Annotated in this window: 24 protein-coding genes and 1 pseudogene; 19 read left to right on the top strand and 6 right to left on the bottom strand. The window is 40.7% G+C overall.

The annotated features are described in order from the left end of the window. Window positions 1-9: 9 nt before the first annotated feature. Complete coding sequence (locus SJW71_RS15290) at window positions 10-390, bottom strand: hypothetical protein (protein ID WP_431811149.1); 381 nt, start codon at window positions 388-390, stop codon at window positions 10-12. A gap of 380 nt (window positions 391-770) precedes the next feature. On the opposite strand from SJW71_RS15290, the gene SJW71_RS15285 reads away from it, so the two are divergent. The 8 genes from SJW71_RS15285 to SJW71_RS15250 all read left to right on the top strand — a co-directional run bounded on the left by SJW71_RS15285 (window position 771) and on the right by SJW71_RS15250 (window position 9,151). Then, the gene (locus SJW71_RS15285) at window positions 771-2,594 is read left to right on the top strand and encodes a peptide ABC transporter substrate-binding protein (RefSeq protein ID WP_312507022.1); all 1,824 of its coding nucleotides are present in this window, start codon (window positions 771-773) and stop codon (window positions 2,592-2,594) included. 83 nt (window positions 2,595-2,677) lie between these two features. Beyond that, window positions 2,678-3,622 carry an ABC transporter permease gene (locus SJW71_RS15280; protein WP_274796653.1) on the top strand — a complete coding sequence of 315 codons (945 nt, stop codon included), beginning with the start codon at window positions 2,678-2,680 and terminating at the stop codon, window positions 3,620-3,622. Continuing rightward, entirely contained in the window at window positions 3,622-4,596 is a 975-nt protein-coding gene (locus SJW71_RS15275) for an ABC transporter permease (RefSeq protein WP_274796654.1), read from the top strand. Before SJW71_RS15280 ends, SJW71_RS15275 begins: the two co-directional genes overlap by 1 nt. Beyond that, a complete protein-coding gene (locus tag SJW71_RS15270) occupies window positions 4,589-5,662 on the top strand; it encodes an ABC transporter ATP-binding protein (protein WP_284702028.1) in 1,074 nt (357 codons plus the stop codon). Before SJW71_RS15275 ends, SJW71_RS15270 begins: the two co-directional genes overlap by 8 nt. Next, window positions 5,655-6,602 carry an ATP-binding cassette domain-containing protein gene (locus SJW71_RS15265; protein ID WP_274796656.1) on the top strand — a complete coding sequence of 316 codons (948 nt, stop codon included), beginning with the start codon at window positions 5,655-5,657 and terminating at the stop codon, window positions 6,600-6,602. The genes SJW71_RS15270 and SJW71_RS15265 overlap by 8 nt, the downstream gene beginning before the upstream one ends. Then, complete coding sequence (locus SJW71_RS15260) at window positions 6,599-7,531, top strand: S66 peptidase family protein (RefSeq protein WP_431811148.1); 933 nt, start codon at window positions 6,599-6,601, stop codon at window positions 7,529-7,531. Before SJW71_RS15265 ends, SJW71_RS15260 begins: the two co-directional genes overlap by 4 nt. 7 nt (window positions 7,532-7,538) lie before the next feature. Further along, entirely contained in the window at window positions 7,539-8,321 is a 783-nt protein-coding gene (locus SJW71_RS15255; protein ID WP_431811147.1) for a serine hydrolase, read from the top strand. After that, window positions 8,321-9,151, top strand: a complete 831-nt coding sequence (locus SJW71_RS15250) for a C40 family peptidase (protein WP_312507024.1) — start codon at window positions 8,321-8,323, stop codon at window positions 9,149-9,151. Before SJW71_RS15255 ends, SJW71_RS15250 begins: the two co-directional genes overlap by 1 nt. Before the next feature lie 124 nt (window positions 9,152-9,275). Here the strand turns inward: SJW71_RS15250 and SJW71_RS15245 are convergent, their stop codons facing one another. Together SJW71_RS15245 and SJW71_RS15240 are read right to left on the bottom strand one after the other, a co-directional pair. Then, a complete protein-coding gene (locus SJW71_RS15245) occupies window positions 9,276-9,701 on the bottom strand; it encodes a hypothetical protein (protein WP_431811146.1) in 426 nt (141 codons plus the stop codon). A gap of 104 nt (window positions 9,702-9,805) precedes the next feature. Then, window positions 9,806-10,588, bottom strand: coding sequence for a glucosaminidase domain-containing protein (locus SJW71_RS15240; RefSeq protein ID WP_274796661.1), 783 nt, complete (start codon window positions 10,586-10,588; stop codon window positions 9,806-9,808). A 236-nt stretch (window positions 10,589-10,824) separates the two neighbouring features. Between SJW71_RS15240 and SJW71_RS15235 the strand changes: the two genes are divergently transcribed. From SJW71_RS15235 to SJW71_RS15200, 8 genes and pseudogenes are all read left to right on the top strand, one after another. Further along, entirely contained in the window at window positions 10,825-11,883 is a 1,059-nt protein-coding gene (locus SJW71_RS15235; RefSeq protein WP_431811145.1) for an AAA family ATPase, read from the top strand. A gap of 71 nt (window positions 11,884-11,954) precedes the next feature. Further along, window positions 11,955-13,685, top strand: a complete 1,731-nt coding sequence (locus SJW71_RS15230; RefSeq protein ID WP_431811144.1) for a DUF2201 family putative metallopeptidase — start codon at window positions 11,955-11,957, stop codon at window positions 13,683-13,685. A gap of 340 nt (window positions 13,686-14,025) precedes the next feature. Next, window positions 14,026-14,139: pseudogene (locus SJW71_RS15225) on the top strand (helix-turn-helix domain-containing protein); the annotation flags it as partial. 22 nt (window positions 14,140-14,161) lie between these two features. After that, window positions 14,162-14,485 carry a DMT family transporter gene (locus SJW71_RS15220; RefSeq protein WP_322606235.1) on the top strand — a complete coding sequence of 108 codons (324 nt, stop codon included), beginning with the start codon at window positions 14,162-14,164 and terminating at the stop codon, window positions 14,483-14,485. 13 nt (window positions 14,486-14,498) lie between these two features. After that, window positions 14,499-14,888, top strand: a complete 390-nt coding sequence (locus SJW71_RS15215) for a DMT family transporter (protein WP_431811143.1) — start codon at window positions 14,499-14,501, stop codon at window positions 14,886-14,888. Window positions 14,889-15,375: 487 nt separating this feature from the next. Beyond that, the gene (locus SJW71_RS15210) at window positions 15,376-16,035 is read left to right on the top strand and encodes an HAD family hydrolase (protein WP_322606233.1); all 660 of its coding nucleotides are present in this window, start codon (window positions 15,376-15,378) and stop codon (window positions 16,033-16,035) included. Between the two features lie 150 nt (window positions 16,036-16,185). Then, the gene (locus tag SJW71_RS15205; protein ID WP_431811142.1) at window positions 16,186-16,617 is read left to right on the top strand and encodes a hypothetical protein; all 432 of its coding nucleotides are present in this window, start codon (window positions 16,186-16,188) and stop codon (window positions 16,615-16,617) included. A 78-nt stretch (window positions 16,618-16,695) separates the two neighbouring features. Beyond that, window positions 16,696-18,888, top strand: coding sequence for a YheC/YheD family protein (locus tag SJW71_RS15200; protein ID WP_322606232.1), 2,193 nt, complete (start codon window positions 16,696-16,698; stop codon window positions 18,886-18,888). A gap of 69 nt (window positions 18,889-18,957) precedes the next feature. Here the strand turns inward: SJW71_RS15200 and SJW71_RS15195 are convergent, their stop codons facing one another. Further along, window positions 18,958-20,169 (bottom strand): ATP-grasp domain-containing protein, encoded by a 1,212-nt coding sequence (locus SJW71_RS15195; RefSeq protein WP_274796670.1) that lies wholly within the window; start codon window positions 20,167-20,169, stop codon window positions 18,958-18,960. Between the two features lie 140 nt (window positions 20,170-20,309). Here SJW71_RS15195 and SJW71_RS15190 point away from each other — a divergent pair, with 140 nt between their 5' ends. Both SJW71_RS15190 and SJW71_RS15185 read left to right on the top strand, forming a co-directional pair. Beyond that, complete coding sequence (locus tag SJW71_RS15190) at window positions 20,310-21,704, top strand: UDP-N-acetylmuramoyl-tripeptide--D-alanyl-D-alanine ligase (RefSeq protein ID WP_322612035.1); 1,395 nt, start codon at window positions 20,310-20,312, stop codon at window positions 21,702-21,704. Between the two features lie 146 nt (window positions 21,705-21,850). Next, window positions 21,851-23,239 (top strand): UDP-N-acetylmuramoyl-tripeptide--D-alanyl-D-alanine ligase, encoded by a 1,389-nt coding sequence (locus SJW71_RS15185; RefSeq protein WP_431811141.1) that lies wholly within the window; start codon window positions 21,851-21,853, stop codon window positions 23,237-23,239. A gap of 244 nt (window positions 23,240-23,483) precedes the next feature. Here SJW71_RS15185 and SJW71_RS15180 read toward each other — a convergent pair whose 3' ends face one another. Next, window positions 23,484-24,425, bottom strand: coding sequence for a C40 family peptidase (locus SJW71_RS15180; RefSeq protein ID WP_322606229.1), 942 nt, complete (start codon window positions 24,423-24,425; stop codon window positions 23,484-23,486). 242 nt (window positions 24,426-24,667) lie between these two features. Further along, window positions 24,668-25,033, bottom strand: a complete 366-nt coding sequence (locus tag SJW71_RS15175; protein ID WP_274796674.1) for a VOC family protein — start codon at window positions 25,031-25,033, stop codon at window positions 24,668-24,670. Window positions 25,034-25,261: 228 nt separating this feature from the next. Here SJW71_RS15175 and SJW71_RS15170 point away from each other — a divergent pair, with 228 nt between their 5' ends. Beyond that, window positions 25,262-25,390, top strand: coding sequence for a hypothetical protein (locus SJW71_RS15170; protein ID WP_431811140.1), 129 nt, complete (start codon window positions 25,262-25,264; stop codon window positions 25,388-25,390). The last annotated feature ends 244 nt before the right edge of the window (window positions 25,391-25,634 follow it).

Raw genomic sequence — 25,634 nt, 5'->3', positions numbered from 1 at the left:
ATAGTGGGGCTACCTATCGAAGAATTCGCTCATAAAAGTGAGAGAAGCGCTCCATCTGGTGATGACTCCGCTCATAGCAAGGTGAGAAGCGCTCATCCAGGTGAGGACTCCGCTCATAGCAAGGTGAGAAGCGCTCATCTTGATGATGACTCCGCTCATAAAAGTGAGAGAAGCGCTCATCCAGGTGATGACCCCGCTCATAAAAGTGAGAGAAGCGCTCATCTTGGTGATGACTCCGCTCATAGCAAGGTGAGAAGCGCTCATCCAGGTGATGACTCCGCTCATAAAAGTGAGAGAAGCGCTCATCTTGGTGATGACTCCGCTCATAGCAAGGTGAGAAGCGCTCATCCAGGTGATGACTCCGCTCAAAAAAGTGAGAGAAGCGCTCATCCAGGTGATGACTCCGCTCATAGAAGTGAGAGAAGCGCTCACTCAAGCGAAGACCCCGCTCCAATCAGTGTGAGAAGCGCTCCACCGAGCGAAGACCTCGCTCACAAAAGCAAGAAACCGGCTCGAACGTATGTCAAACCTGATCCATTCCATTCAATGGTAGGAGCTGCTCGAAAATTTATCCATGTAGGACACGCTGTTGCCATTGTGTCATATATCTCAAATCAAGCCGAGGCAAACGACATGGTGTCGTTGGCTGTTTCATCGATAGAGGGTCAATTAAGAGGGACCTAGCTTTATGTTTGAATGATCCTATTGAAAGGTACAATCCGTCCTGGCAATAGGATTTTCATTATAAAAAGATGACTAGGGGGATGCTTGTGAGGAAGTATTGGTTGTTGTTGATATGTCTGGTTGTATTGTTTTGTGTAGCTTGTAATGACGAATCATCGAGTGAGAAAGCATCGGAATATCGTGTTGTGTATTCAGGGGAAATTAAAACGTTAAATTATTTAAAGACGTCTGAAACAAATGAGTTTGCGGTGGCAGCGAATATGGTGGATGGGCTCATTGAATATGATCAATACGGGGTTGTCCAGCCAGGGCTAGCCAAAGAGTGGTCTGCAAATGAGGATGCTACCGTGTGGACGTTCAAATTGCGAGATGATGCTAAATGGGTTACACATGAGGGCAAGGAATATGCAGATGTCGTAGCGCAGGATTTTGTGGATGGCTTACACTATGTCCTGGATGCGAAAAATGAATCATCAACTGCGTGGATTGCGACAGTAGTAAAAAATGGGGAAGCATTCTATAACGGTGAGATGACTGACTTTAAGGAAGTTGGCATAAAGGCGCTAGATGAACATACAGTAGAATATACTTTAGAGGCACCAACACCTTATTTCCTTTCTATGTTGAACTATGTTTGTTTCTTCCCGGTAAATGGCCAATTCATTGCGGAAAAAGGGGAGGATTTTGGTACAACGCGTGAAAACTTCCTTTATAACGGCGCCTATATTTTAGATAAATTTGAGCCGCAAAATGAGCGGGTCCTTGTTAAAAATGAGACGTATTGGGATAAAGACAACGTATTAATTGACCGCATCCGCTATAAATACAATAAAGAAGCGGCAACGGTAGCGCCAGAGCTATTTTTACGTGGAGAAATCGATTCAGCAAGTATACCAACTTCAATTATTGACGAATGGTTTAAAGACGATAAGAAAAAATCACAGGTTCGTCAAACACAAAATAACTTCTATACCTACTTCTATGCTCTCAACTTTAATCCACAATTTGACGCACAATATGAACCAGATAACTGGAAGGTCGCAGTCAACAATAAAGAATTCCGAAAATCATTATTCCATGCCCTTGATCGTGTGTCTGCCATGTTAACAGTTGAGCCTTATAATCCGGCAGATTTGCTAAGCAATACCATTACGCCGAAGAATTTTGTTGATGTTGAAGGGGTGGATTATACACAGTTAGCGCCACTAACGGCGATTTCCAATGAGGATTCCTTCAACAAGGAGCTTGCACTTGAGTACAAAGAAAAAGCGAAAACAGCCTTGGCGGGTAAAGCGACTTTCCCTGTCAAAGTATTAATGCCTTATAATGCTGGAATTCCAGATTGGGCGAATCGTTCTCAAGTAGTCGAGCAGCAAATGGAAAAATTACTAGGGACAGATTATATCGACATTATCGTAGAGGCTGGTCCATCGACAGGCTTCTTATCAGAGGTGCGTCGTCCAGGTAAGTTTGCGCTGTTAGAAGCAAACTGGGGCCCTGATTATGCAGATCCATCTACGTATACAGATCCATTCACAGTTGATGGTACTTACAATAAACCTGAATTAGCAGAAGGTTATAAAGAGGCTAATGGCAAAACGACTTATCAAAATCTCGTGGATCAGGCGAAAGAAACGATTGATACAGCCAAACGTTATGAGCTATTTGCCAAGGCAGAGGCCTTTTTAATTGAAGAAGCTTTTGTCATTCCATACTCAGTAGGTGGTAGTGGCTATGTGGCTTCCAAATTAAATCCGTTTGAGGCTCAGTACTCACCATTTGGTGTAACAGCGGAGAAATTTAAAGGACAAAAAGTGCTGGAAAAACCAATGAGCAATGAAGAATTTAAGAAAGCCCTTGCACAGTGGGAGCAAGAACGTGCTGAAGCTTTAGCCAATGCTGAAAAGTAGATGTTTTTTGTAGATGAACAAGGAGATACCGAAGCGTATAGTCGGCATCTCCTTTAGTCTTTTGGACAAAGGAGGATGGCGCGATGTTGCAGTATATAGGAAAACGACTCTTACAATCCGTATTAACCCTTTTTATTATCATCACCATTGTCTTTTCTTTATTACGGTTAATGCCAGAGGAAGGGTATTTAGGAGCGGCAGCGGATAAAATGTCACCCGCACAGCAAGAAGTTTACTTAACAAATCTTGGCTTGCGTGATCCATTGCTAGTTCAGCTAGGGAACTTTTATAAGAATTTGTTGCAAGGGGATTTAGGAAAATCGGTCACTTATCGCACGGATGTCCCAGTCGTTACGATTATTGGTGATAAAATTTCGTATTCTCTGCTCTTTGGCTTAGGCGCAGTGGCTTTATCGCTACTGATTGGGGTGCCATTAGGGATATTAATGGCCTATCGCAAGGGGCGTTGGCTGGATCGGCTTGGGACAGGCTATATCGTTTTTGTCGTTGCTGTCCCAGCAGCCGTGTATTACTTGGTTATTCAAATGTATATTACAGAACTTTTCCAGTTACCGATGTTGTTTGATGAGTACAGACCGATTACATGGATACTTCCACTAACATCAATGGCACTAGCACCAACAGCCTCCTATGCGATGTGGATGCGACGCTACATGGTGGATGAACTGAACAAGGACTATATTAAGCTAGCGAGGGCGAAGGGTGTAAAGGAGCGTACATTAATGTTTAAGCATGTGTTACGTAATGCCTTTATTCCGATGGCACAATATTTACCTGCCACGATATTGTTTACAATTACAGGCTCTATTTATATCGAATCGCTTTATTCCATTCCAGGAATGGGAGGCTTACTCGTGGATGCCATTCAGCGACAGGACAATACGATTGTGCAAGGTTTAGTGCTAGTATTCTCTTCTCTTGGCATTATTGGCCTTATATTAGGGGATATTGCCATGGCCCTTGTTGATCCACGCATTAAATTAGGCAAGGGAGGGGGAGTGCGTTAATGGGCATGTATTCAAATGAAATCAATAATATTTCGAATAAATCCCGTGAAACCTTGTTTGACTTTGCGGAAGTCGATGCACGTCAAGCAGAGGAAACTGGTTATTCAAATTACTCTTATTGGCGCTCTACATGGCAATCCTTTTTGAAAAATCGACTGGCTGTCTTTTTATTAGTCGGTGTGCTCATTATTGTCGGCTTTACCATTCTCCAGCCCTATTTACCAGCGCAAAAATCACCGACTGAAATATACCTAGATGAGCAAACAGGGATGCAGGCACGTAATATAGCCCCGAATGCAGAATTTTGGTTCGGCACAAATTCCATAGGACAGGATTTATGGTCACGTATTTGGGCGGGCACACGGACATCCCTCTTTATCGGCTGTGTTGTGGCTTTAGTGGAGGCAGTAGTGGGGATTACAATCGGTACGCTGTGGGGCTTTTCAAGGAAATTAGAAGCACCAATTACACAGCTTTATAATGTTGTGGATAATATACCTACAACGATTGTCCTTATTTTAATGTCTTATATATTACGGCCAAGTATTTCGACTATCATTATCGCCATGTGTATAACGGGGTGGGTGGAAATGGCTAGATTTATTCGCAATCAAATTGTGATTTTACGAGATCGCGAATACAACCTTGCCTCTAAATGTTTAGGCACACCGGATTATCGGATTATCCTTAAAAATCTATTACCCTATTTAATTTCTGTCATTATGTTACGCATGAGTCTAGCAATTCCCTTTGCGATAGGGGCCGAAGTATTTTTAACGTATATTGGGCTGGGGCTACCAATTAGTGAGCCTTCCTTAGGAAATTTAATCAATGAAGGGCGCGTACTTATGATGTCACCAGATTTACGCTATCAGCTTATTTTCCCGAGTATTGTGTTAAGTGTCATTACTATCGCATTTTATATTATTGGTAATTCCTTTGCAGATGCAGCAGATCCAAAAAACCATGTGTAAGGAGATGAAGCAAGTGACCTCGAAAAAATCGCGCATTTTAGTTATCCAAAATTTAGTGATTCAGTTTACATTACGTGGTCGTGTATTAACAGCTATTCGGGATATTTCCCTCGATCTTTACAAGGGAGAAAGCTTAGCTATCGTGGGGGAGTCAGGGTCAGGAAAGTCCGTGCTAATGAAATCTATTATGGGCTTGCTTGACAAAAACGGCAGCATTAAGCAGGGAAGAATCATTTACAATGCACAGGATTTAGGCCAGTTTACGACAGAGCAAGAATGGCTACGTATTCGAGGAAAGGAAATTGCGATGGTCACACAGGACCCGATGACATCGTTGAATCCGCTCAAAACTATTGGCAAACAAATTGAGGAATGTGTCGTCCTCCATCAAGGCTTAAGGGGCAAGGAAGCGTATGAGGAAACATTAAAACTTCTTACGGATGTAGGAATCAATGATGTAAAAAAACGCTACAAGCAATATCCGCACGAATTTTCTGGAGGGATGCGCCAACGTATTGTTATTGCCATCGCGATTGCCTGTAAGCCCAATATTTTAATATGTGATGAGCCTACGACGGCTTTAGATGTAACCATTCAGGCACAAATTTTACAGCTCTTAAAGAATCTTCAGCAAAAGTATGGCTTAACAATCGTCTATATTACACATGATTTAGGGGTTGTGGCGAAGGTTGCTGACCGTATTGCGGTGATGTATGCGGGCGATGTCATTGAGGTTGGGGAGACCCATGAAATTTTCTTTCATAGCAGGCATCCATATACATGGGCGCTCATTTCCTCCTTACCTCAGCTTGGCTCCAAGGGGGAACAATTGTATTCCATTAAGGGCACGCCCCCCAACCTTTTTCAAGAAATAAAAGGTGATGCCTTTGCGCCACGCAATCCATATGCCTTAAAAATTGACTTTCTGGAGCGGCCTCCTTTTTTCCAGATCAGTGACACTCATTATGCGCGAACATGGTTGTTGGACCCATTGGCCCCAAAGGTAGAGCCCCCTGCAGCCTTACAAGCATTTTTTGCAGAGGGGAGGCAGTATGCTAATGATTGAGAAAGAAGTGCTAGTAGAGGTAAAAAATTTGAAAGTTGTTTTTGGTAAAGGGAAAAATAAATTTACAGCCATTGATGATGTCAGCTTTCAAATTTTTAAAGGTGAAACCTTTGGCATTGTAGGTGAATCAGGCTCAGGGAAAACAACTATTGGTCGGGCAATTATGCGCATCAATGAGGTGACAGAGGGACAGATTTTGTATCATGGCAAAAGTATTCAAGGAAAAATCCCTAAAGAATGGGATAGAGAAATTACGCAAAAAATCCAAATGATTTTCCAGGACCCCATGGCATCTCTGAATGAACGAGCAAAGGTAGATTATATTGTTTCAGAGGGGTTATATCCTTCAAAAAAATATAAAGATGAGGCAGAACGGCAGCAAAAAGTGCGCGATGCATTATTGAATGTAGGGTTACTGCCAGAGTTCTCAAGCCGCTTTCCACATGAGTTTTCAGGAGGACAACGCCAACGTATCGGTATTGCTCGTGCATTAGTGATGGAGCCTGAGTTTATCATTGCAGATGAGCCAATATCCGCCTTAGATGTCTCCATTCGAGCGCAAGTATTAAATTTATTAGCAAGTCTGCAACAGCAAAATCATTTAACCTATTTATTTATTGCCCATGATTTATCGATTGTCCGTTTTATTACGGATCGTACAGCGGTGATTTACAAAGGGAAAATTGTCGAGCTAGCGGAAACGGAAAAGCTTTTTGCTCATCCGCTTCATCCTTATACGAGGGCATTGCTATCAGCCGTGCCGGAGCCCAATCCATATAAGGAGCGAGAGAAAGTAGTGGAGGTCTATGACCCGTCACAGCATCGTTATGATCAACATCCCCCCTCCTTCATTGAAATTGAGGATGGCCATTTTATCTTGGCTAATGAAGAGGAGCTAGCTGATTATCGCATTTTACTGAAAATGGAGGGAACGAAATGATTCGTCCGAAAGCATTGAAAAAGGGTGACACAATTGGTCTTATAAGTGCTTCAGGGGCCACACCACCAGAAAAGCTGCAGCCAGCTATTGCCAGTATTGAAAAGCTTGGACTAAAGGTTGTCGTTGGAGAGACCTGTCATGCGAGGCACGGTTATTTAGCAGGTACTGATGATTTACGTGCGGCAGATGTCCATCGAATGTTTAGTGATCCAACGATTGACGGTATTTTTTGTATACGTGGGGGATATGGGGCCACGAAAATTTTATCCCAATTGGATTTTGACATGATTAGGGCAAATCCTAAAGTATTTGCAGGCTATAGTGATGTGACAGCCTTACATATAGCGTTTAATCAGCTATGTGGCTTTGTCACCTATCATACGCCGATGCCCTCGACTGAATTTATTCGACAAGAAATGGATGACTTTACATGGCAATCCTTTATGCAACAAGTAATGGACAATGAACCAAATGAGTTCTACTTAGCAAACCCTGCAGCGCAACCAATGACCACGCTCGTTGCTGGAAAAGCTTCAGGTCAGCTTATCGGTGGAAACCTAACATTAGTCACTGCCTCACTCGGTACACCTTATGAAATAGATACAAGAGGTAAAATTCTGTTCTTAGAAGATATTGATGAAACGGAGCAACGAGTTGATCGCATGCTAACCCAATTACAGCTAGCAGGGAAACTAGATGACGTGGCAGGCATTTTATTGGGAGCCTGGACAGAGTGCGGACCTGAAAATCCTGAAAAGCCTGACCATAGTTTATCATTACAAATGATTTTCGAGGAAATACTTGTGCCAGTAGGTAAACCTATTCTGGCCGATATAGCTTGTGGCCATTGTTTACCAACGATGTCGTTACCTTTAGGAAGAACGATTACAATGGATGCGGACAATCAACGAGTCCAGGTTATGAGGTAGGTGTCCTATGGAACGAAAGATTCACGAGATGATTCAAGCATCACCTTATGAGGTACATCTATTTGTAAAAAATCTAGCAACCAATCAATTTCTAATTGGTCATCAGCTTGAGCATTCATTTTCAAGTGCTAGTTTAATAAAAGTTCCTATTCTTCTAGCTTTCTTATCGTCTATGGATGACAACCATCTTGCGCTTGATTCTACGCTTTCCATTGCGCCGAACGATTGGGTGGATTTCAGTGTAGTGAGCGAACAACGTCTGACGCAAAGCACTGTATATGAGCTGCTTGTATGGATGATTATTACTAGTGACAATACAGCCACGAACGTCCTAATTGATGTAGTAGGAATGGATTTTTTAAATGAATATTTCCACAGGTTGGGTCTACAGGACACCTTGCTACAGCGTAAAATGATGGATGTTGAGCGCCTCGCAAAGGGCATAGACAATTGCACGTCAGCTCGGGATATGGCTCATCTCTTTACACGTATTTACCAGCAAGATGTGTTGTCCCCCGCATACAGTAAATTGGTCATTGATATTTTAAGTCGGCAGCGTATACACGAGTCCTTAAGGCGCTATCTCGTGGATGATATCAAACTTGCACATAAAACAGGAGGACTTGATACCGTCGATCATGATGTGGGGATTGTTTATAGTAGTGCTATCGATTATAGTATCGGTGTTTTTATCACCAATGTGACGAATAATGAGCAGGCACGCCAATTAATTGGTCGTCTATCAAAGGTTGTTTATGAAGAGCTAGTGGAGCGGAAGGAGGGAATGTAATGAAGGCTATCGTAACAGCAATGATTGCTAGTTTACACGCTATGCCAACTTCAACGTCTGAAGTTGTCGATGAAGTGCTTTATGGGATGACAGTAAAGAGGATCAGGGATGTCAATGAAGGTTGGGTATATATCCAAACGGCCTATCGCTATGAAGGCTATTGTCAGAAGGCAGACTTACTAGTAGACGAAGTACTAGTCTCTAAGTGGGAAAGGGAAGCACAGCATATCATTTTTCAAAGTTTTGCGGATGTATTACAGCAACCACGTATTCAAAGTTCGAAACTAGTAACACTTGTAAGAGGCTCTTCCATCTGTGTTGTGTCAGAAGAAAATTTACCGGAAGAATGGTCAGCTGTACAGTTAGTGACAGGGCAAAGGGGCTATGTTCGCACAAAATGGCTACAGGCAAAAATGACAGAACGTTCGGTTTCCGAGCAGCAATTTCGAGAGAATGTGGTGGCAACTGCGTTAAGTTATTTAGGAGCACCTTATCGTTGGGGTGGCAAATCACCATTGGGGATTGATTGCTCTGGTTTGTGCTCGATGGCTTATTTGCTAAATGGTGTGACGATCTATCGAGATGCCAAAATTGTAGAGGGCTTTTCGATTGTGAAAATAGCTAGAGACCAAATGCAAAAGGGCGACTTAATTTATTTTCCAGGTCATATTGCTTTATATATGGGGGATCAACTTTATGTTCATTCTTCAATTGGAGGGAATGAAGTGTCAATTAATAGTTTAGAAGAAAATCACCCTCTCTATCGGCATGATCTAGCTACGACCATTTTAGAGGTAGGTTCATTATTTCAGGAGAAGCTGTGTAACTAGGCTTCTCTTTTATTGGGTGAAATGATAGTGTCGGAAGAAGCATAGTCAACAGTCAATCACCGATTAGAGTTCTAGGAGGGGGGAAGGACAGAAAAGACACGAGTCTTCACCGTATAATACATCATTAAATTTTAGGTACATTTTTTAAGGACATCCATATTTTGCTCATAATGAATGTCAGGACATTGACAAGAAATAAAGCGACTAGCTGCCATAGTCCGAGTACAAACGTTCTCATGTATAATTCAAAGGTCGCCTCACCTGGGGGCATGTGTGGATAGGGGATTAGTTGACTGTAGTGCCAAACAAAATAACAGGCTAAGGAAGTACCTGCTCCTACATAGATAAAGGTCCAATGAATATAGGATGTTATACGAAGACGACAGCTCCATAGTAGAACATTTATCAATAATATTAGTAGTGGAAACAGCCAAAGTTGAAACATGCCTTCGGGTATATCTACGGCATAAAATTGATTGTAGCTTAGCTGAATGATTGGCAATAGTACAAGATTGACGATGATTAGACTGACTAGCTGCATGCGCTTCATTGGATTCAAACCCTTTCGTCATTTTACATTTAGACGTGGTGAATAAGATTTGGTTGCCAACAAGAAAACCTCCATACACCCGCAGGCGAGATGGAGGTCTTGAGTTAATAATGATAAATATTTAATTGTTGACCTGCTTCAAGGCGGTCTGTTCGAAGCTGATTCCATTGTTTAATAGAGGTTACTTTCACATTATAAACCTCTGCAATCTTCATCAACGAGTCCCCGTCAGCTACGGTAATGGTTTTCTTATCTTTGACAGGGCTATCATATTGTTGTAGATCATATTTTGCGATAAGTGTATTTAATTTTTCATTGTATGACGAATCGGTAGCATAAGAGCCTGTTAAAAACTTCGTTGCATCTGTATAGGCAGTTGTGTTGCTTTTAAAAACGCCCGCATAGAAATCTTTGTTCCACGAAACCCCATTACGCATTAATTTGACATAATCCTGCATCGATGCCTCATAGGAAGGGTATTTGCGGAAGGCAGCCATGATTGTGGATAGATTACCTGAACCATCATCCTCTGTTGTTTCAAGAGTTACGGAATTATTTTGGTAGCTGCCTTTCATCCCGAATAGATTATAGTTTGGAGCAGAGCCAAGTCCACTTTGTCCATGCTCACTTTCTAGAATCGCTTGTGCAATCATGACGGAAGCATATAGGTCATTTTCAGCACCAAGATCTCGTGCTGTTTCAGCGATCTCTCCAATAAACTCCTCCACACTTGGACGATCATCGACAACAGGCTCTTCTCTTTCAGTCGTATTAAATAACTGTGTCACCATATAAAACGAAATACAAATAACGACAACGGTAATCATGAGTCCTTTTAAAAAATTAAGCATATATTTCATCGTATGCTTGATGTTGGTCGTGACCACATCTCCCTCCCTTCTATCAAAGTTTAGCTATCTCTCATTATTACAGAGAGTGAAAGAGAAATAAAGAGATGTCTTGATTAATAGATTCCATCATTAATAGAACGTCCCTCAACATAATTAGTTCCTCATTTTTTATCTTCCCGCATGACATAATAGATTGGTAGAGACAAGCATAATGTAATAGAAAATGGTAGTATTATTTGTAAAACAATGACCAGCTTGAAAGGAAGTTTTGATTGAATACTATTTTTTCTGTGACACAAAAACAACTATATGATTTTCTTTTAAATTTAGCGCCTATACGACCAGTATTTATTTGGGGAGCACCTGGCATTGGGAAGTCGGCAATCGTAGAAAGCTTTGCGAGTGAATTAGGAATGCCATGTGTGTCTTTATTAGGCAGTCAGCTAGCACCCGAGGATATCATCGGGGTTCCACAAATAAAGGATGGCTACAGTGTGTTCTGTCCACCAAAAATGATTGCTCGAGATGAACCCTATTGCTTATTTTTAGATGAATTAAATGCTTGCTCACAGGAGGTACAAAAAGCTTTTTATAGTCTTATACATGAAAGAAGAATTGGGGAATTTCTATTACCAGAGGGCACGATTGTGATTGGAGCAGGGAATAGAGCGCAGGATAGTGCGATCGTGAAGCCGATGTCCTCGGCATTAATTAATCGTATGGTCCATGTTCAACTTAGAGCCTCTCATAAAGATTGGCTCGAATGGGCCTATGAACATGAAATACACCCATATGTGATTGAGTATGTTCAAATGCGTCCCGATCATTTATGGAGTGAACCACCAAAAACTGAAGAACCCTTTTCCACTCCAAGGTCTTGGCATATGCTAAGTGATTGCCTGTATGCCTATGGTAACAGTCTAGATGAACAAGCTATCGATATTTTAGCGAGTAGCTGCCTATCTTCGCATATTGCAAGTCAATTTAAAGCCTTTATTAAACAAGTGCAAAGCAAATATGATTTAGCCAAAATCATCAATGGTGAATTACGCTGGCCAGATCGACCTGATGAAAGAGACTTACTCTATTTCATGGCGCAGTCCTTCCGCGCGCAACTAATCAAAGAGCTACCGAGCGAGCATACGACTTTGAAGGGAAATCAACAACAATTAGCATTCCGTGCCAAGGATTTGATCAAGGATTTAGCTTCGATTAGCTTAGAAATTGCACAAATGGTCGTGTCTGAGCAAAAGGGTGAAGCCTTACCAGCCTGGTTTATGCTTGAAGTGATTAGAGATTTACCACGTTTAGTAGCTAAGAAGGATGGATAAATTATGGCTAAAAAAAGAAAACATCAAAGCAGGAGCATAAAAATGAGACATCAATCGCTCGAGGACATGAAATGATCGCCACCCATCCATTATTTGAAGTGTTATGTAATGCCGTTTACATGCAATATGAAAATATGGCACAAAAAGATTGGGCTTATGTGTCGAGTACAGGGGTAATCTACGTCAATCAAGATAAAAAAGGGCAGCCAAATGAATGGGCCTATGTCATTGCCCATTGCTTATTACACCTTGGCTTACAGCATCACCAACCCAAAAAAGAGCAGCAGGATCTATGGAATATTGCTTGTGACTGTTATATCACGAAATTTTTAGCAGAACTCAAATTTGGTCAAGCACCAAAAGAAATGAATGAACAACTTGTTGAAGCCTTTACCTCTGAGGAAAAATTGTATGATCGATTTCTACGAGAGGGTGTACCTGCTCATTTTAAAGGCTATAGCACAATGCCAGGACAAATGGATTTTCTAATTTCACAAAATAAAACACAGTACATGTTTAGCGGCTATCGCAACTATGGCGAATTATTTGCAGAGGGATTAGCTAAAGCTGTGCAAAGCGCCATTCGTGTAGCGGGAGGTATAGACAACACACTCGCAGGCTCGACGAATTTGACACAAGCACAACGGGCAAAAGCTTGGTTTATGAGCTCCTATCCATTATTTGGCGCATTAGCTGCCGATTTTACGATTATCGAAGATCCACTTGTTTGTACAAGGATGGACATCTCGATAGCAGCCATCTCGGTTGAAACAAAGGAGATTTACCTAAATACGGCGATGGGGATGACAGATGAAGAAATGCGATTTTTAATAGCACACGAATTGCTTCATGCTGGATTAAGTCATACTACACGGAGACAAGGGCGTGATTCCTATCTCTGGAATGTTGCTTGCGATTATGTCATAAATGGCTGGTTAATCGACATGAAAATAGGGGAGATGCCAGCATTTGGTGGACTATATGACCCTGCATTAAAAGGGTTATCTGCAGAAGCTATTTATGATCGTATTGTTACGGATATGAGGTTGTATCGTAAATTAAGAACCTTTCGGGGGCAAGGAATGGTGGATATTATAGAAACGAAACCGCCAGACTTTTGGGAAGGAAAAGTAGGCGTTGATTTGGACGCATTTTATAGAAGAGCATTGAGTCAAGGGCTAAGCTATCATATGGCGCAAGATAGGGGGTACTTGCCACAAGGACTAATCGAGGAAATTCGAAGTCTGTCACAGCCGCCTATTGCCTGGGACGTGGAATTAGCAAAATGGTTTGATCGCATGTTTCAACCATTAGAGAAGGTCAGAACCTATGCACGCCCCAGTAGAAGGCAAGCATCAACACCTGATATTGCAAGACCAAGATGGTTTCACCAAAGTGGGGAGGAAGATGGGCGTACATTCGGAGTTATTATCGATACTTCTGGCTCTATGGATCGTGCCTTACTTGGCAAAGCACTCGGGACAATAGCAAGCTATAGTATTGCAAGAGAAGTTCCACTTGTACGTGTCATCTTTTGTGATGCCATTGCCTATGATGCAGGCTATATGGCACCAGAAGAGCTATTAACAAAAGTAAAAATACGGGGCAGAGGAGGCACAGTGTTACAACCTGGGGTCCGCTTACTGGAAGAAGCATCCGATTTCCCTAAAAATGGCCCTATCCTTATTATTACGGATGGACATTGCGACCGTTTAACGATTAAAAGAGAACATGCCTACGTGCTACCCCAAGGAGCTAAGTTACCATTTGTACCAAAAGGTGAGGTATTTAGAATGAAATAATGTTCATAAAAAGTAGAACTCTCTAGCATTAGAGGGTTTTATTATTTAATAATAAAGGAAGGGACTGCTGGCATGGAACAAATTATATAGTAAAGAATTTTAATTATTGATTAAGGGGCTTGTTACTATTTTTACGAACATGCTAATGACGATTCAATTTGTACGGGGTAGGGTCGTTACAGAACAGGAAGTGAATCAGTACTTGACTAAGGGCAGTGCACGGCTTCCATTCATTCTGAAGGTGAAGGTGTGACATTATTGTTGTCCGATCAGCTAGCCAAGAAAATCTAAAAAGATTCGTGAAATGTTTATTTACTGCTACACTATACATAGCGATTGTGTGCGTACGGGCAAGGTAAGTGCCTTACGTTTTTCTACTTTCAATGCAATTCTGTATGAGTTGAACTGTCAGCCAGGAGATAGACTGGAGTATGTAGAGGAAGAGGAACCATAGCAATAAAGAAGGGATTTTAACAATGTTGGCTTTTATTTTTTTATTACTCGCTATTATAGCAGAGGTTTTTGCAAGCTCCATGCTAAAGCGCACGGAGGGTTTCACTCGGATTTGGCCATCGATCGGTGTGGTGGTGGGCTATGGAACGGCGTTTTATTGTTTAGCCTTAACATTAAAAGTCATTCCAATTGGTACGGCCTATGCGATATGGGCCGGTTTAGGGACAGCCTTAACAGCTATTGTGGGGGTTGTCCTTTATAAGGAAATATTCAATCGCAAGAAGGTACTAGGGATTCTCTGTATTATTATGGGTGTCGTAGTACTCAATCTTGCAGGCGGTCATTAGGAGGCACCTTAGAATGAAAGGCTATTTATTTTTAACACTCTCAATCATAAGTGAGGTCTTTGCCACAACGATGCTCAAGCTTTCCGATGGTTTCACTGTGTTGGTCCCATCATTAGCAGTGGCACTTGGCTATGGCATATCATTTTATAGCCTATCCTTATGCTTAAAAACAATGCCATTAAGCTTAGCCTACGCCATCTGGTCTGGAGTTGGCACAGCTTTAACCGTCATGGTCGGCATTATAATTTGGAACGATATTTTTAATCTCTACTCTGCGATTGGCATTGCTCTAATTATTGGAGGGGTTATCTTGTTAAATCAAGGGGATAAAAGGGAAAAAGTGGCGGATAGCCGGCTGAAATCGAAGGATAGCCCCGCAAAAAAGCAGGAATCTAGCGTGTAGACGGATAGGAATGGAAAAGTGATGGATAGCCGTCCAAAAGCGGTGGATAGGAATGGAAAAGTGGCGGATAGCCGGCTGAAATCGAAGGATAGCCCCGCAAAAAAGCAGGAATCTAGCGTGTAGACGGATAGCGATAGAAAAGTGATGGATAGCCGTCCAAAAGCGGTGGATAGGAATAGAAAGGTGGCGGATAGCCGACTGAAATCGAAGGATAGCCCCGCAAAAAAGCAGGAATCTAGCGTGTAGACGGATAGAAATGGAAAAGTGGTGGATAGCCGTCCAAAAGTGGTGGATAGCCGTCCAAAAGCGGTGGATAGGAATAGAAAAGTGGCGGATAGCCGGCTGAAATCGAAGGATAGCCCCGCAAAAAAGCAGGAGTCTAGCGTGATAGATGAATAGCCATCGAAAATCGAATTATAGCTGGCCAGAATCAATGGATAGCACCACAAGAAGCAGGATACACAGATACGGAATAGGGGGATATGTGATGATTAAAGCCATTATTTTTGATTTTGACGGTACAATTATTGATACGGAAACGGCGTGGTATACTGTTTTTAGAGATGCCTATGCCCAATATGGGGTTGACTTATCGTTGGCAACATATGCAAAATGCCTTGGGACCAATCTTCAAGAGTTTAATCCTTATACATATCTTGTCACACATCATCACATTGAATTGGATGTGGAGGCATTTCAAACATCGATTCAACAAAGCCATGCGCAGCTAATGGCCAAGGAAACAGTAAGACCTGGTATTTTAACGTGGCTACAGCAAGCAAGGGAAGCGGGTTTACAAATTGGGTTAGCTAGTAGCTCTAGCCGCCAGTGGATCGATCAATATGTTGATACGCTTGGCATTCGAGATTTTTTTGATTGTTATTGTACTGCTGACACTGTGACCAATGTTAAGCCGGATCCAGAGCTTTACTTGCAGGCCCTTGAACAGTTAGGGATAAAGGCTAATGAGGCTATAGCAATTGAGGATTCACCGAATGGCGCACAAGCAGCAGTAGCAGCGGGGCTGTATACATTAGTCATTCCTAACGCAATCACTAAGCAATTACCTTTTGGTACAGGACATCAGACCCTGGAGACAATAGCACAGTATGATCTACAAGATCTTCTAGCAGTCTTCATCTCCTAATCTCATAACAACAGCCTCTCCATTTCAATGGGAGAGGTTTTTTTGTTTCTTTGTGAATTAGTCGTCATATTTTTTATTGCTACATATTATAACGAGAGGGCAATTTACATGGATATATACACTTATTCAGACTAGGGAGGGGGCTATTATTTGAATAGTGAGAAGAAAAGAAATCATTTTTTATGCGAAGCTTTAAGTGATTTGAAGGATCTTCAGGATATTATGATGAACTTTCAATCTAAATATTTCGGTCAGTTACTTGTCAAAATCGTTGGGAGTGATACGATTCCCTTTTTTTTAATTACAAACAGTGGCGCTCATTTAAGGTTAATGGATACAGTGAAACAGTTTGAAACGGAGTTTTTTCGTATTGAGGCAGTCGATAAGGAGCGTTGTCGTGGCACCGTGTCATTGTTACGTGCCTTCGATTATGAAGGCAATGATACCAATTCCGTGGCGGATGTAGTGAGGTTAGAAAAAACAAGTACGGAAAAATCCATTGAACTTAGTGGCATTTCTGCGATTCAGCTATTAAAGCCAGACATGCTGAAAGGGAAATTTATCATTGAGCCTAAATGGTAGCGCCAGATTATACTACTAAGCTAGAGCATCTGTCTCGATGTAAGGGATAGAAAGTGAATGTAATAGAGAGAGACTCTAATGAAAGGAAGTTTAGCTATGACGATTATTGGTATGCTGCATCATCGACTTGATCCAACCACAGTCCTCAAGTCGTATGCCTATGCAGCAGTTGCAAAGGCAGAAGGGGCACAGTTTTTTTACTTCACACCTAAAAGTGTTGATTTTGCCAAACGTTCCATTCGCGCTAAAGTTTATGAGGATGGACAATGGCATGAAAAAACGATGCCCTTTCCAGATGTGATCTATAATGCAGGGAGTCCAGAGAAATTATCTGTGTCCAAAGAGATTATTGATCGTTTAAAAGAAGAAATTCCATTTACGACTCATTCAATCGGGAATAAATGGAATGTGATGAAGCGATTGAAGGAAGCAAAGGAATTTGAACAGTATTTGATTCCATCAGAAATTGTGAAGGATGTCGATGTATTTCACAAGTTTATCAATTATTATAAAAAGGTTGTGTTTAAGCCAATTGATGGACGCAAGGGTAAAGGTATCTATTTTATTACGAAGGCAGGAACAAAGCATTTTGATGTGAGAAAGGATAGTACGAATACAACCTATTCAAAGCCTCAATTAGATGCATTACTAAAGGAGCAGCTTGCGGCTGGCACCTTTATTATGCAGCCCTATATTCAATCAATCACTAAATCGGGTCAAGTCTATGATTTCCGGCTACATGTACAAAAAAATGGTGAAGGTAAATGGGTAGTGACGACAGTATACCCAAGGATCGCGCCTAATGGCTCTATTATACCGAATATTAATAATGGTGGCTTTACCAATTACTTAGATCCTTTTTTGGAGCAGGAGTTCAAGGAAGAAGCTTATAATATTCGTCGAATGCTAGAGCATTTTTCATTAGCGTTGGCCCATCATCTGGATGAGATTCAAATGGAGAAGTTTGGGGAAGTCATTGATGAAATTGGCATTGACGTAGGTTTAGATCAGCAGCAAAAAATTTGGATGTATGAGGTCAATTGGCGACCAGGCTGTCCTCCTGCTTTTTACTTGGAATTAGATGTTGTCATCCATTCTATTCGTTATGCTATGTATTTAGCGAAAAATCATAAAAAAATGCAGAAGGAGATCGTTCAACAACAAAATCAGCAGCCTGCAGAAAAGAAAAGCATACCGATTATTGCAATTACCGGAAGTGCTGGGAAAACAACGACAAAGGCATTTGTTGGGTCGATTTTATCGAAAAAATGGAATGTTTTTGAGTCGAAGGATTATTGGAATACGACAGAGCATACGAAAAAGCATAAGGAAGAAATCAATGATTCACACCAGGCGGTCGTATTAGAATATGGTATGGCCTACCCTGGTATTATTACGAACCACTGTAGCATTATCCAGCCGAATATTAGTATTGTTACAAATATCGGTTTAGCGCATGTCGGTAATTTTGATGGCGATGTAAGAGGCGTAGCGAAGGCGAAGTCGGAATTGATTCATGGCATGGATCAACAAGGTTTACTCATTGTCAATCAGGATGATGATAATTCAAGGTATTTAGAGACACAGCAATTTAAAGGGAAAATCATCACGGTGGGCATTAAAAAGGAAGCGGACTATCGTGCCTATGATTTACAGTATAAGGATATCGGCATGTCCTTTAAAATGAAGCTACATGGTCAAGAGATAGAAATGTATATTCCTATTTTAGGAGAACATCATGTTTACAATGCTCTGAATGCAGTTGCAGTGGCTGATCTTTTAGGGTTCAGTGCACTCGATATTCAGGCTGGACTCAACTTTAAAAAACCACCAAGACGCTTAACTATCTATAACTGCCGCGATGATATTACAGTTATTGATGACACAGTACACTCCCATCCACAAGGGGTTCGTGCAGCGATTGATGTGCTAACCAATATTGCTAAAAATCGGAAGGTAGCCATTATTGGGCAAATGCGTGAGCTTGGTGTTTTAAGGGAAGAAGAATATAAAAAGGTTGGGGAATATGTATATGATGTTGGCATTGATGAATTCATTACCTATGGATTTAGGACAGATGAAATGAGCAATGCCGCCATCGCCAAGGGCATGGACCCATCCAGGGTACATCATTTTATTAATAAGGACCAATTACATGCCCTCCTAGAAAAGCTCATTAAGCCTCATGATACCATTCTCGTGAAAGGTGCTAGTAAAACGAATATGTTTGAAACCGTGAAATTTTTAGATCAAACATTTAGAGAAGAATAAACCATTAATAAAAATAAAAAAACCCGAGTAACTGTCCACTGCAAGCGGCAATTATTCGGGATATTTTTTTCAAACTCTCAATATAAATTTGATTTCCTTTGCTGCGTTGATAGCATGATTTCTAGCTTCCTTCAATGTGGCTCCTTGTGCAATAACATAGGCATAGCGGTGACCCATTGATAAAGGTGGCGTTAGGAGCGTTCCTTTTCTAGGTTTCACATATACTTCTACGACGCCTGTGGATCTGGATGCTCTCGCCTTACCAATCACCTTCTCTAAAACCCCTTTACTTTCTACAATGACATATTTTGTATAGACAAATTTTTTATGCCTTGGCTGAAAATTAGGCTGTTGACCAAGCAATAGTTTCAGTGTTTCTTCTACTAAACTAAAGCCAAGAGCAGCCTGGAGCATATTGTTCATGGCGCCCCCAGATATTCGCGGATTAATTTCGATGAGTTTCCAACCGTTTTGGGTTAATCGAAGCTCTAAATGGAGCGCCCCATTTTCTAAATCAAAGGCCTTTACAATGGAGTGGAGTACTTCCTCGATTCCCGCGCGAATGTCTTGAGGCGCTTTCACCAATACACCATAGCCTGTAATGATAAAGCGTTTCCCTTGGGTAATTTCCTGCTCAATTATGCCAATCACATGTGGCTGCCGTTGATACACAACAGCCTCCACTAAGTATTGAGGGCCCTCCAAATACTCTTCAATCATGATCGATTCATAGGGGTTTTTACTACGTAATGATTTGAGGTGGTTATTAAGTTGATCAGCATCCGTTGCTAATAATACATCTTTTGAGCCTGTTGATTTTGGTGATTTCACGATTAATGGAAAAGTCCAATTGTTAGCAATAGGTTCATTGGGCTTCATGAGCGAAAACTTTGGTGAGTATGGCTGGTCTTTTAAATAATTTCTCGTTTTTTCTTTATCCTCCATGATTTCAATTGCGGAGGAGGAGGTGTAGTTATGACAAAATTCATCACATAGCATAGAGGCAACATGGACAAATGGATCCACAAAACTAACGATACTTTTAATGTCTAATCCGGTTTTCCCTAGTTTATCAATTTCCTCTTTCATTCTTTCAATATTCAAAGTATCAATGAGTATCATTTTATGAATGTCAGGGTAGGCTCGTCGCTGCTGAAGTTGTTTTTCATTATTAGTAAAAAGTACTGTGAAGTAGCCTAATTTTTCTGCTGCTCTCGTCGCTTCACGGCTAGACCCGGATTTGTTTGTACCGATAAATACAATTGCTTTCAGGTATATCACTCCTTCTATTGGTACTTAGATACTTAATCACCTTTATATATATGCAACGAAATAGATTTCTCCTAGTTATGTATCTTGACTTCATCCAAGCAACTTTTAGGAGGTTACATATACTAGAAAAGAAAGGAGGGAGAAAAGATATGAAGCCTCTTTCGGTGAAAAATTTAGCAATGATTACGGCAGGCTATATAGTGCAAGGGTCAGAGGATTTACTGATTCAGCATGGTGCTTATCGATTAAAACAAGTAAAAAAACCTAATACGGCCCTTTTTACTAGTAAACGCATTGTCAATTGGAAAAATCTTGAGCCATTTTCTCCTCTAGTGCTAGTGACCGATAGAGCTTATCGGCCAAATGACATTCCAAACCAAGTTAATATGATACAGGTAGCGAATGCAAATGAGGCCTATTGGAAGTTTGTCGATTTTTATCGCAATCAGTTCCAGATCCCCATTGTAGCGATTACAGGAACTTCGGGGAAAACAACAACAAAAGAGATGATTAAACATATTCTTTCAGCAGAGCATAAAGTGACCGCTACTACATTGAGCAGTAATTCAAGAACGGCATCATTGCAATATTTACTAAGTATTGAGGAAGATACAGAGGCAGCCGTATTTGAAACGGCTGTTGGCTCACCAGGTGATGTTACAAATGCTGGGAAATACTTCAAACCGACGATCGGGATTATTACTAATATCGGAGCCCATCATTTAAATTATTGCAAAACATTAGAGGGCTATATTCAAGCAAAGGGAGAAATGCTAGACATTATTCATCCTAAAGGTACGTTAATTATTAATGCGGAGGATATCAATACTAAAAAACTAGATGTTTCTAGATTTAGTGGGCGCTTGATAAAGGTGGGAAAGCATGAATCCTGTGATTTTCGAGCGAGTCATATTCAGTATTATCAAAAGGGTATGAAATTTGTTCTTCAGCATGACAGACAAAGCTATGACATTCTTGTACCAGGATTTGGTGAACATCAGGTTTATAATGCCCTTGCTGCCATCGCAGCAGTCTATGACATGGGGGTACCTATTCCAGTTGCAGCAAAACAACTTCAGTCATTCCGCCAATTGAAAAAACAACTCCAGCTCTTTGAGGGCATCAATCATTCGATGTTATTGGATGATACTTGGAGTATTACAACCACCTCCTTAGAGGCTGCTTTAAAAGTATTAAATGAGCTAGGGGATGGCAAGAAGAAAATTGCTGTGATAGGGACGATTACGGATTTAGGTTCATGGGGCTATGTTATTCACGAGCAAGCGGGTGAATTAATCCATCGTATTGGTGTGGATGTTTTGATAACTATTGGGGAGCATGCCAAGATTATGGCGGATTATGCAGTAATGCTAGGGTTTAGCAAGCCTGTTTATTCATTTAAAAATAGCACGCTCGTTTATCCGTTATTGCAGGGGATTGTGGATGAGAATACGATTGTTCTCATAAAAGGTGATATGTATAGTAAACAGGTGTCAAAACTAGCAACGGAGCTAAAGCTTAAACCTACACCACCCGCAGATTAACTTGCTTCTGACAATATAGGATATTGACTGTGCCACATAGAAAGAAGCGCTAATAAGGTATAGTAATTGATCAGAAAACAACACTCTGAATCAAGAGAAGGAACAAATCATCTATAAGATTGATAAAGAGAGGAGGCGTAGTACACTTGCAACCGATTAGTGTGCAAAAACTTAGGAATGTACTACAGGGAAAGCTCATTCATGGATCAGATCAATGGTCTGTTCAGCATGCAATCTACTATAATCGGCATGATTTAACGAAAAGTCATACGCTTCTGTTTGTAAGTCGAAGTGATCAAATTAACTGGCAAGAGATTGATCGAAAAGGTCCGTCCCTCATCATATCCGATAAGCCGTCTACAGAGTTAAAAAACGCCTTAGACAACACAACCGTTTTACAAGTCAAAAGCGTTACGCAGGCCTATTGGACTTTTATCGAATATTATCGGAGTCTGTTTGACATTCCGGTTGTTGCTTTGACAGGAACCTGTGGTAAAACAACAACAAAAGAGATGTTAAAGCATATCGCGAGTAAGCATTGGCAAGTGCAAGCATCCGTCAGCAGTAAAAATGAGCCGAGACAATCATTACCCTATTTGACGGGTATTGAAGAGAAAACACAAGCGGCTATATTTGAATTAGGCTTAGGCAACACAGGGAATATTAAACATCAGTGTATGATCTATCAGCCAACAATCGGTATTATTACGAATATTGGTGTACATCATTTAGACGGCTGTCTCAACCTTGAAGGTTATATTAAGGCCAAGGCTGAAATTGTAGAGGGAATTAAAGAAGATGGCACGTTAATCATCAATGCGGATGATGATAACATTAAAACAATATCTTTGAAACGATTTAAAGGGAAGATTATTAAATTTGGTTTACAGGATTCGGCGGATTACAAGGCTTCGAAAATACAATTTGCCAATACAGGTATGAAATTTGTACTTGAATTTGCAGAGACAAAGTATAACGTATTTGTCCCTGGCTATGGGGAACACCAAGTTTACAATGCGTTAGCCGCAATTGCCGCCTGTCATGAAATGGGGCTGACCATTCGTCAGGCTATTTCAGGATTAAGGAATTTTAAACCAATGGCAAGACATTTAGAATTTACGACAGGACTAGGAGATAGTACGATTATCGATGATACATGGACTAATAATCCAACATCGGTAGAGGCAGCCTTAAAAGTATTAGATACAGTAGGAAAAGAGAAAAAGGTTATTCTTATTTTAGGTGATATTAAGAGATTGGGTAATTTTGAGGAAAAATATCATCGAGAAATTGGCTCGATGGTTGCTGAGAGAAAGATTGATACATTAATTACCATCGGCAAAAGGGCAGAGAAAATTGCCGACCAGGCTCAAAAAGATGGAACCAACGCAGAAGTTCATACGTTTAAAGAGGTAGCAGGCGTTTTAGAACTATTGAAACCAAAGCTTGATGCGGACACGATTGTCTTAATAAAAGGGCCGATGTCGAGTAGATCCATGATTGAATTTGCCAATACACTTAAAAACTCTTTATAGAGCAAAAGGGTGTCTCAAAATTAAATGAGACACCCAATTATCTTACTTATTTTAAAACACGTCGAGCTGTTACAAAATTCTTTTGTGCCCATGTCGTTGTCATACTAATATATTGATTACTCCCTAAATAGATCCCCGTTTGTGTGATTTCTATTGGTAGAGAAGAATACTAAATCAACTTTTTCAAGCTGAGATTTTTGAATAAGTGTACTAACTAAAGCTTGCTATACTTCTGGGCGTAGAGTTATTTAGTAGAGATAACGCGCTTCGCAGTAATATAATGTTTAGCATAATAATCAACAAATAATACTCTTGTCATGACACCATCGGAATTAGGGATGATGATGCGGTGATCGCCTGCATAAATCCCTACAAGAGAAGGGTTTTTTGAACCTTTCACACTATTAAAGAAGACTAAATCACCCTTTTTCAAATTAGCACGCGCTACAGTTGATCCTTTGCTCATTAAACCACTTAAAGAAGTTGATCCGAGTGTAACGCCACTTTTACGATAGATGAAATCGACAAAAGCTGGAGCGGTAAATCGTAGACTTGACTCATTTGTTGTCGAGCTAATCGATACTTTATTTTTATAAGTCAGCGCATTCTCAACAATTTTATCGCCTTTTGTTGCAGGGTTGGCTGATAGTAGGGTAGGTAATACTCTACGTGCAGATACATAATTTTCTTTGTAATAAGGCTTACTATTTAAATCAGAGATGATGATATTTTGTTTTGGATCAGCCATGTGAATGATTTTATTGTCGCCAATATACATGCCGACATGGTCGGGATCTGTCCCTGTTTTTTTACTTTTAAAGAAGACTAAATCCCCTTTTTGTAATTGGTTTCTCGCTACATATGTCCCTTGCTGAATCATATAATTTTCATTGTACGTACCAAGATCTACACCATTTTTCTCGAAAATGTACATTAAAAATGAAGCACAAGAAAATTTATATGGGTATGTAGGCTTGTATACCGTATTGCTGTATGTTGCTTGCCCCATTAAGCTTTTACCAGTTTTAATTAATTGATCTGCTTTCGCAGCAACAGCCTGTGCGTTGTTCTGTGTATTTGTTGTAGCAGCCTCTACTTGGATAGGTTGGAATGCTGTTTGCACCATTCCGAATGAACTCAATCCAATCGTTAAGGCAAGTGTTGTGGATAAAAATCGTTTATTCATGTTATTAAATAACCTCCTTAGCATCTAGTAGGATTTCTCCTGTATAGCTTTGCCATGGAAATAATCGTAGCATGAAAATCTAGGGCTTCTACGCGGTAAATGTTACCAGGGCAACAAAGGAGAGCCCCTTAACACTTGTTATAAAAGGCTTTATCAAGGGAATTTACAGTTTTATTACAAATGTTTCAGTACGTTGTCATATGGAACATTCTCATGAAAAAAACTGCCCAAAAGTGGACAGTTTACGAGATTTTCTGAATCATTTCAACACGATTGCCAAAAGGATCTCTGAACTCAAAACGTTCATAATGAGGGATTGGCACGGACTCTATTATGTCGATCTGATGTTGTGCTAGTTTCTCCCGCCACTCGTTAATATCCTCTACCTGATAAGCAATATGCGCCTTTGTCGTCAAACGATCGAAGCCTTCCTCTGTACCTACATGCACCTCTTGATGCCCTAGCTGCAACCAAAATCCCCCACGCCCTTTGAGAGAATCAGGTTTTTCAATTTCCTCAAGACCTAAGACATGACAATAAAATTCTCTTCCCTGCCCCTCTGTCCCCTTTGGAATCGTAATTTGCACATGATGTAAACCGATAATCATAGAAATGAAGCCTCCTTTTCTACCTTAATTATAGTATATTTTCAAAATATTTGAAATGGTGACAGGAGGCAGAGCGCAATGGCGGCTTTAGTAGTGGGAGGAAAGCTCTTATTGCGTTGGCTAGTAACTTCGAATTGAGAGATAGCACTCTGGAATTGAAGGATAGGGCTTAAAGTGGCGGATAGAACCCCAAAATTAAAGGATAACCCTCAAAAAGGGGTGGATAAAATGCTCAAAGTGAAGGATAGAATGCGCGAATTGAAGGATAGGCTTAAAGCGGTGGATAGAACCTTAGAATTGAAGGATAACCATCGAAAAGTGGTGGATAAAATGCTCAAAGTGAAGGATAGTGCTTAAGCCGGTGGATAGAACCCCGAAATTGAAGGATAGCCGACAAAAAGTGGTGGATAGAATGCTCAAAGTGAAGGATAGAATCCTGAAAGTGAAGGATAGCGCTTAAAGCGGTGGATAGAACCCCGAAATTGAAGGATAGCCGACAAAAAGTGGCGGATAGAATGCTTAAAGTGAAGGATAGGCTTAAAGCGGTGGATAGGATCTTAGAATTGAAGGAAAACCATCGAAAAGTGGTGGATAAAATGCT

The sequence above is a fragment of the Lysinibacillus sp. FW12 genome, assembly GCF_050817245.1.
Classification (GTDB): domain Bacteria; phylum Bacillota; class Bacilli; order Bacillales_A; family Planococcaceae; genus Lysinibacillus; species Lysinibacillus irui.
Note: the sequence above shows the minus strand (reverse complement) of the source record. Positions and strands in the feature narration are given on the sequence as shown.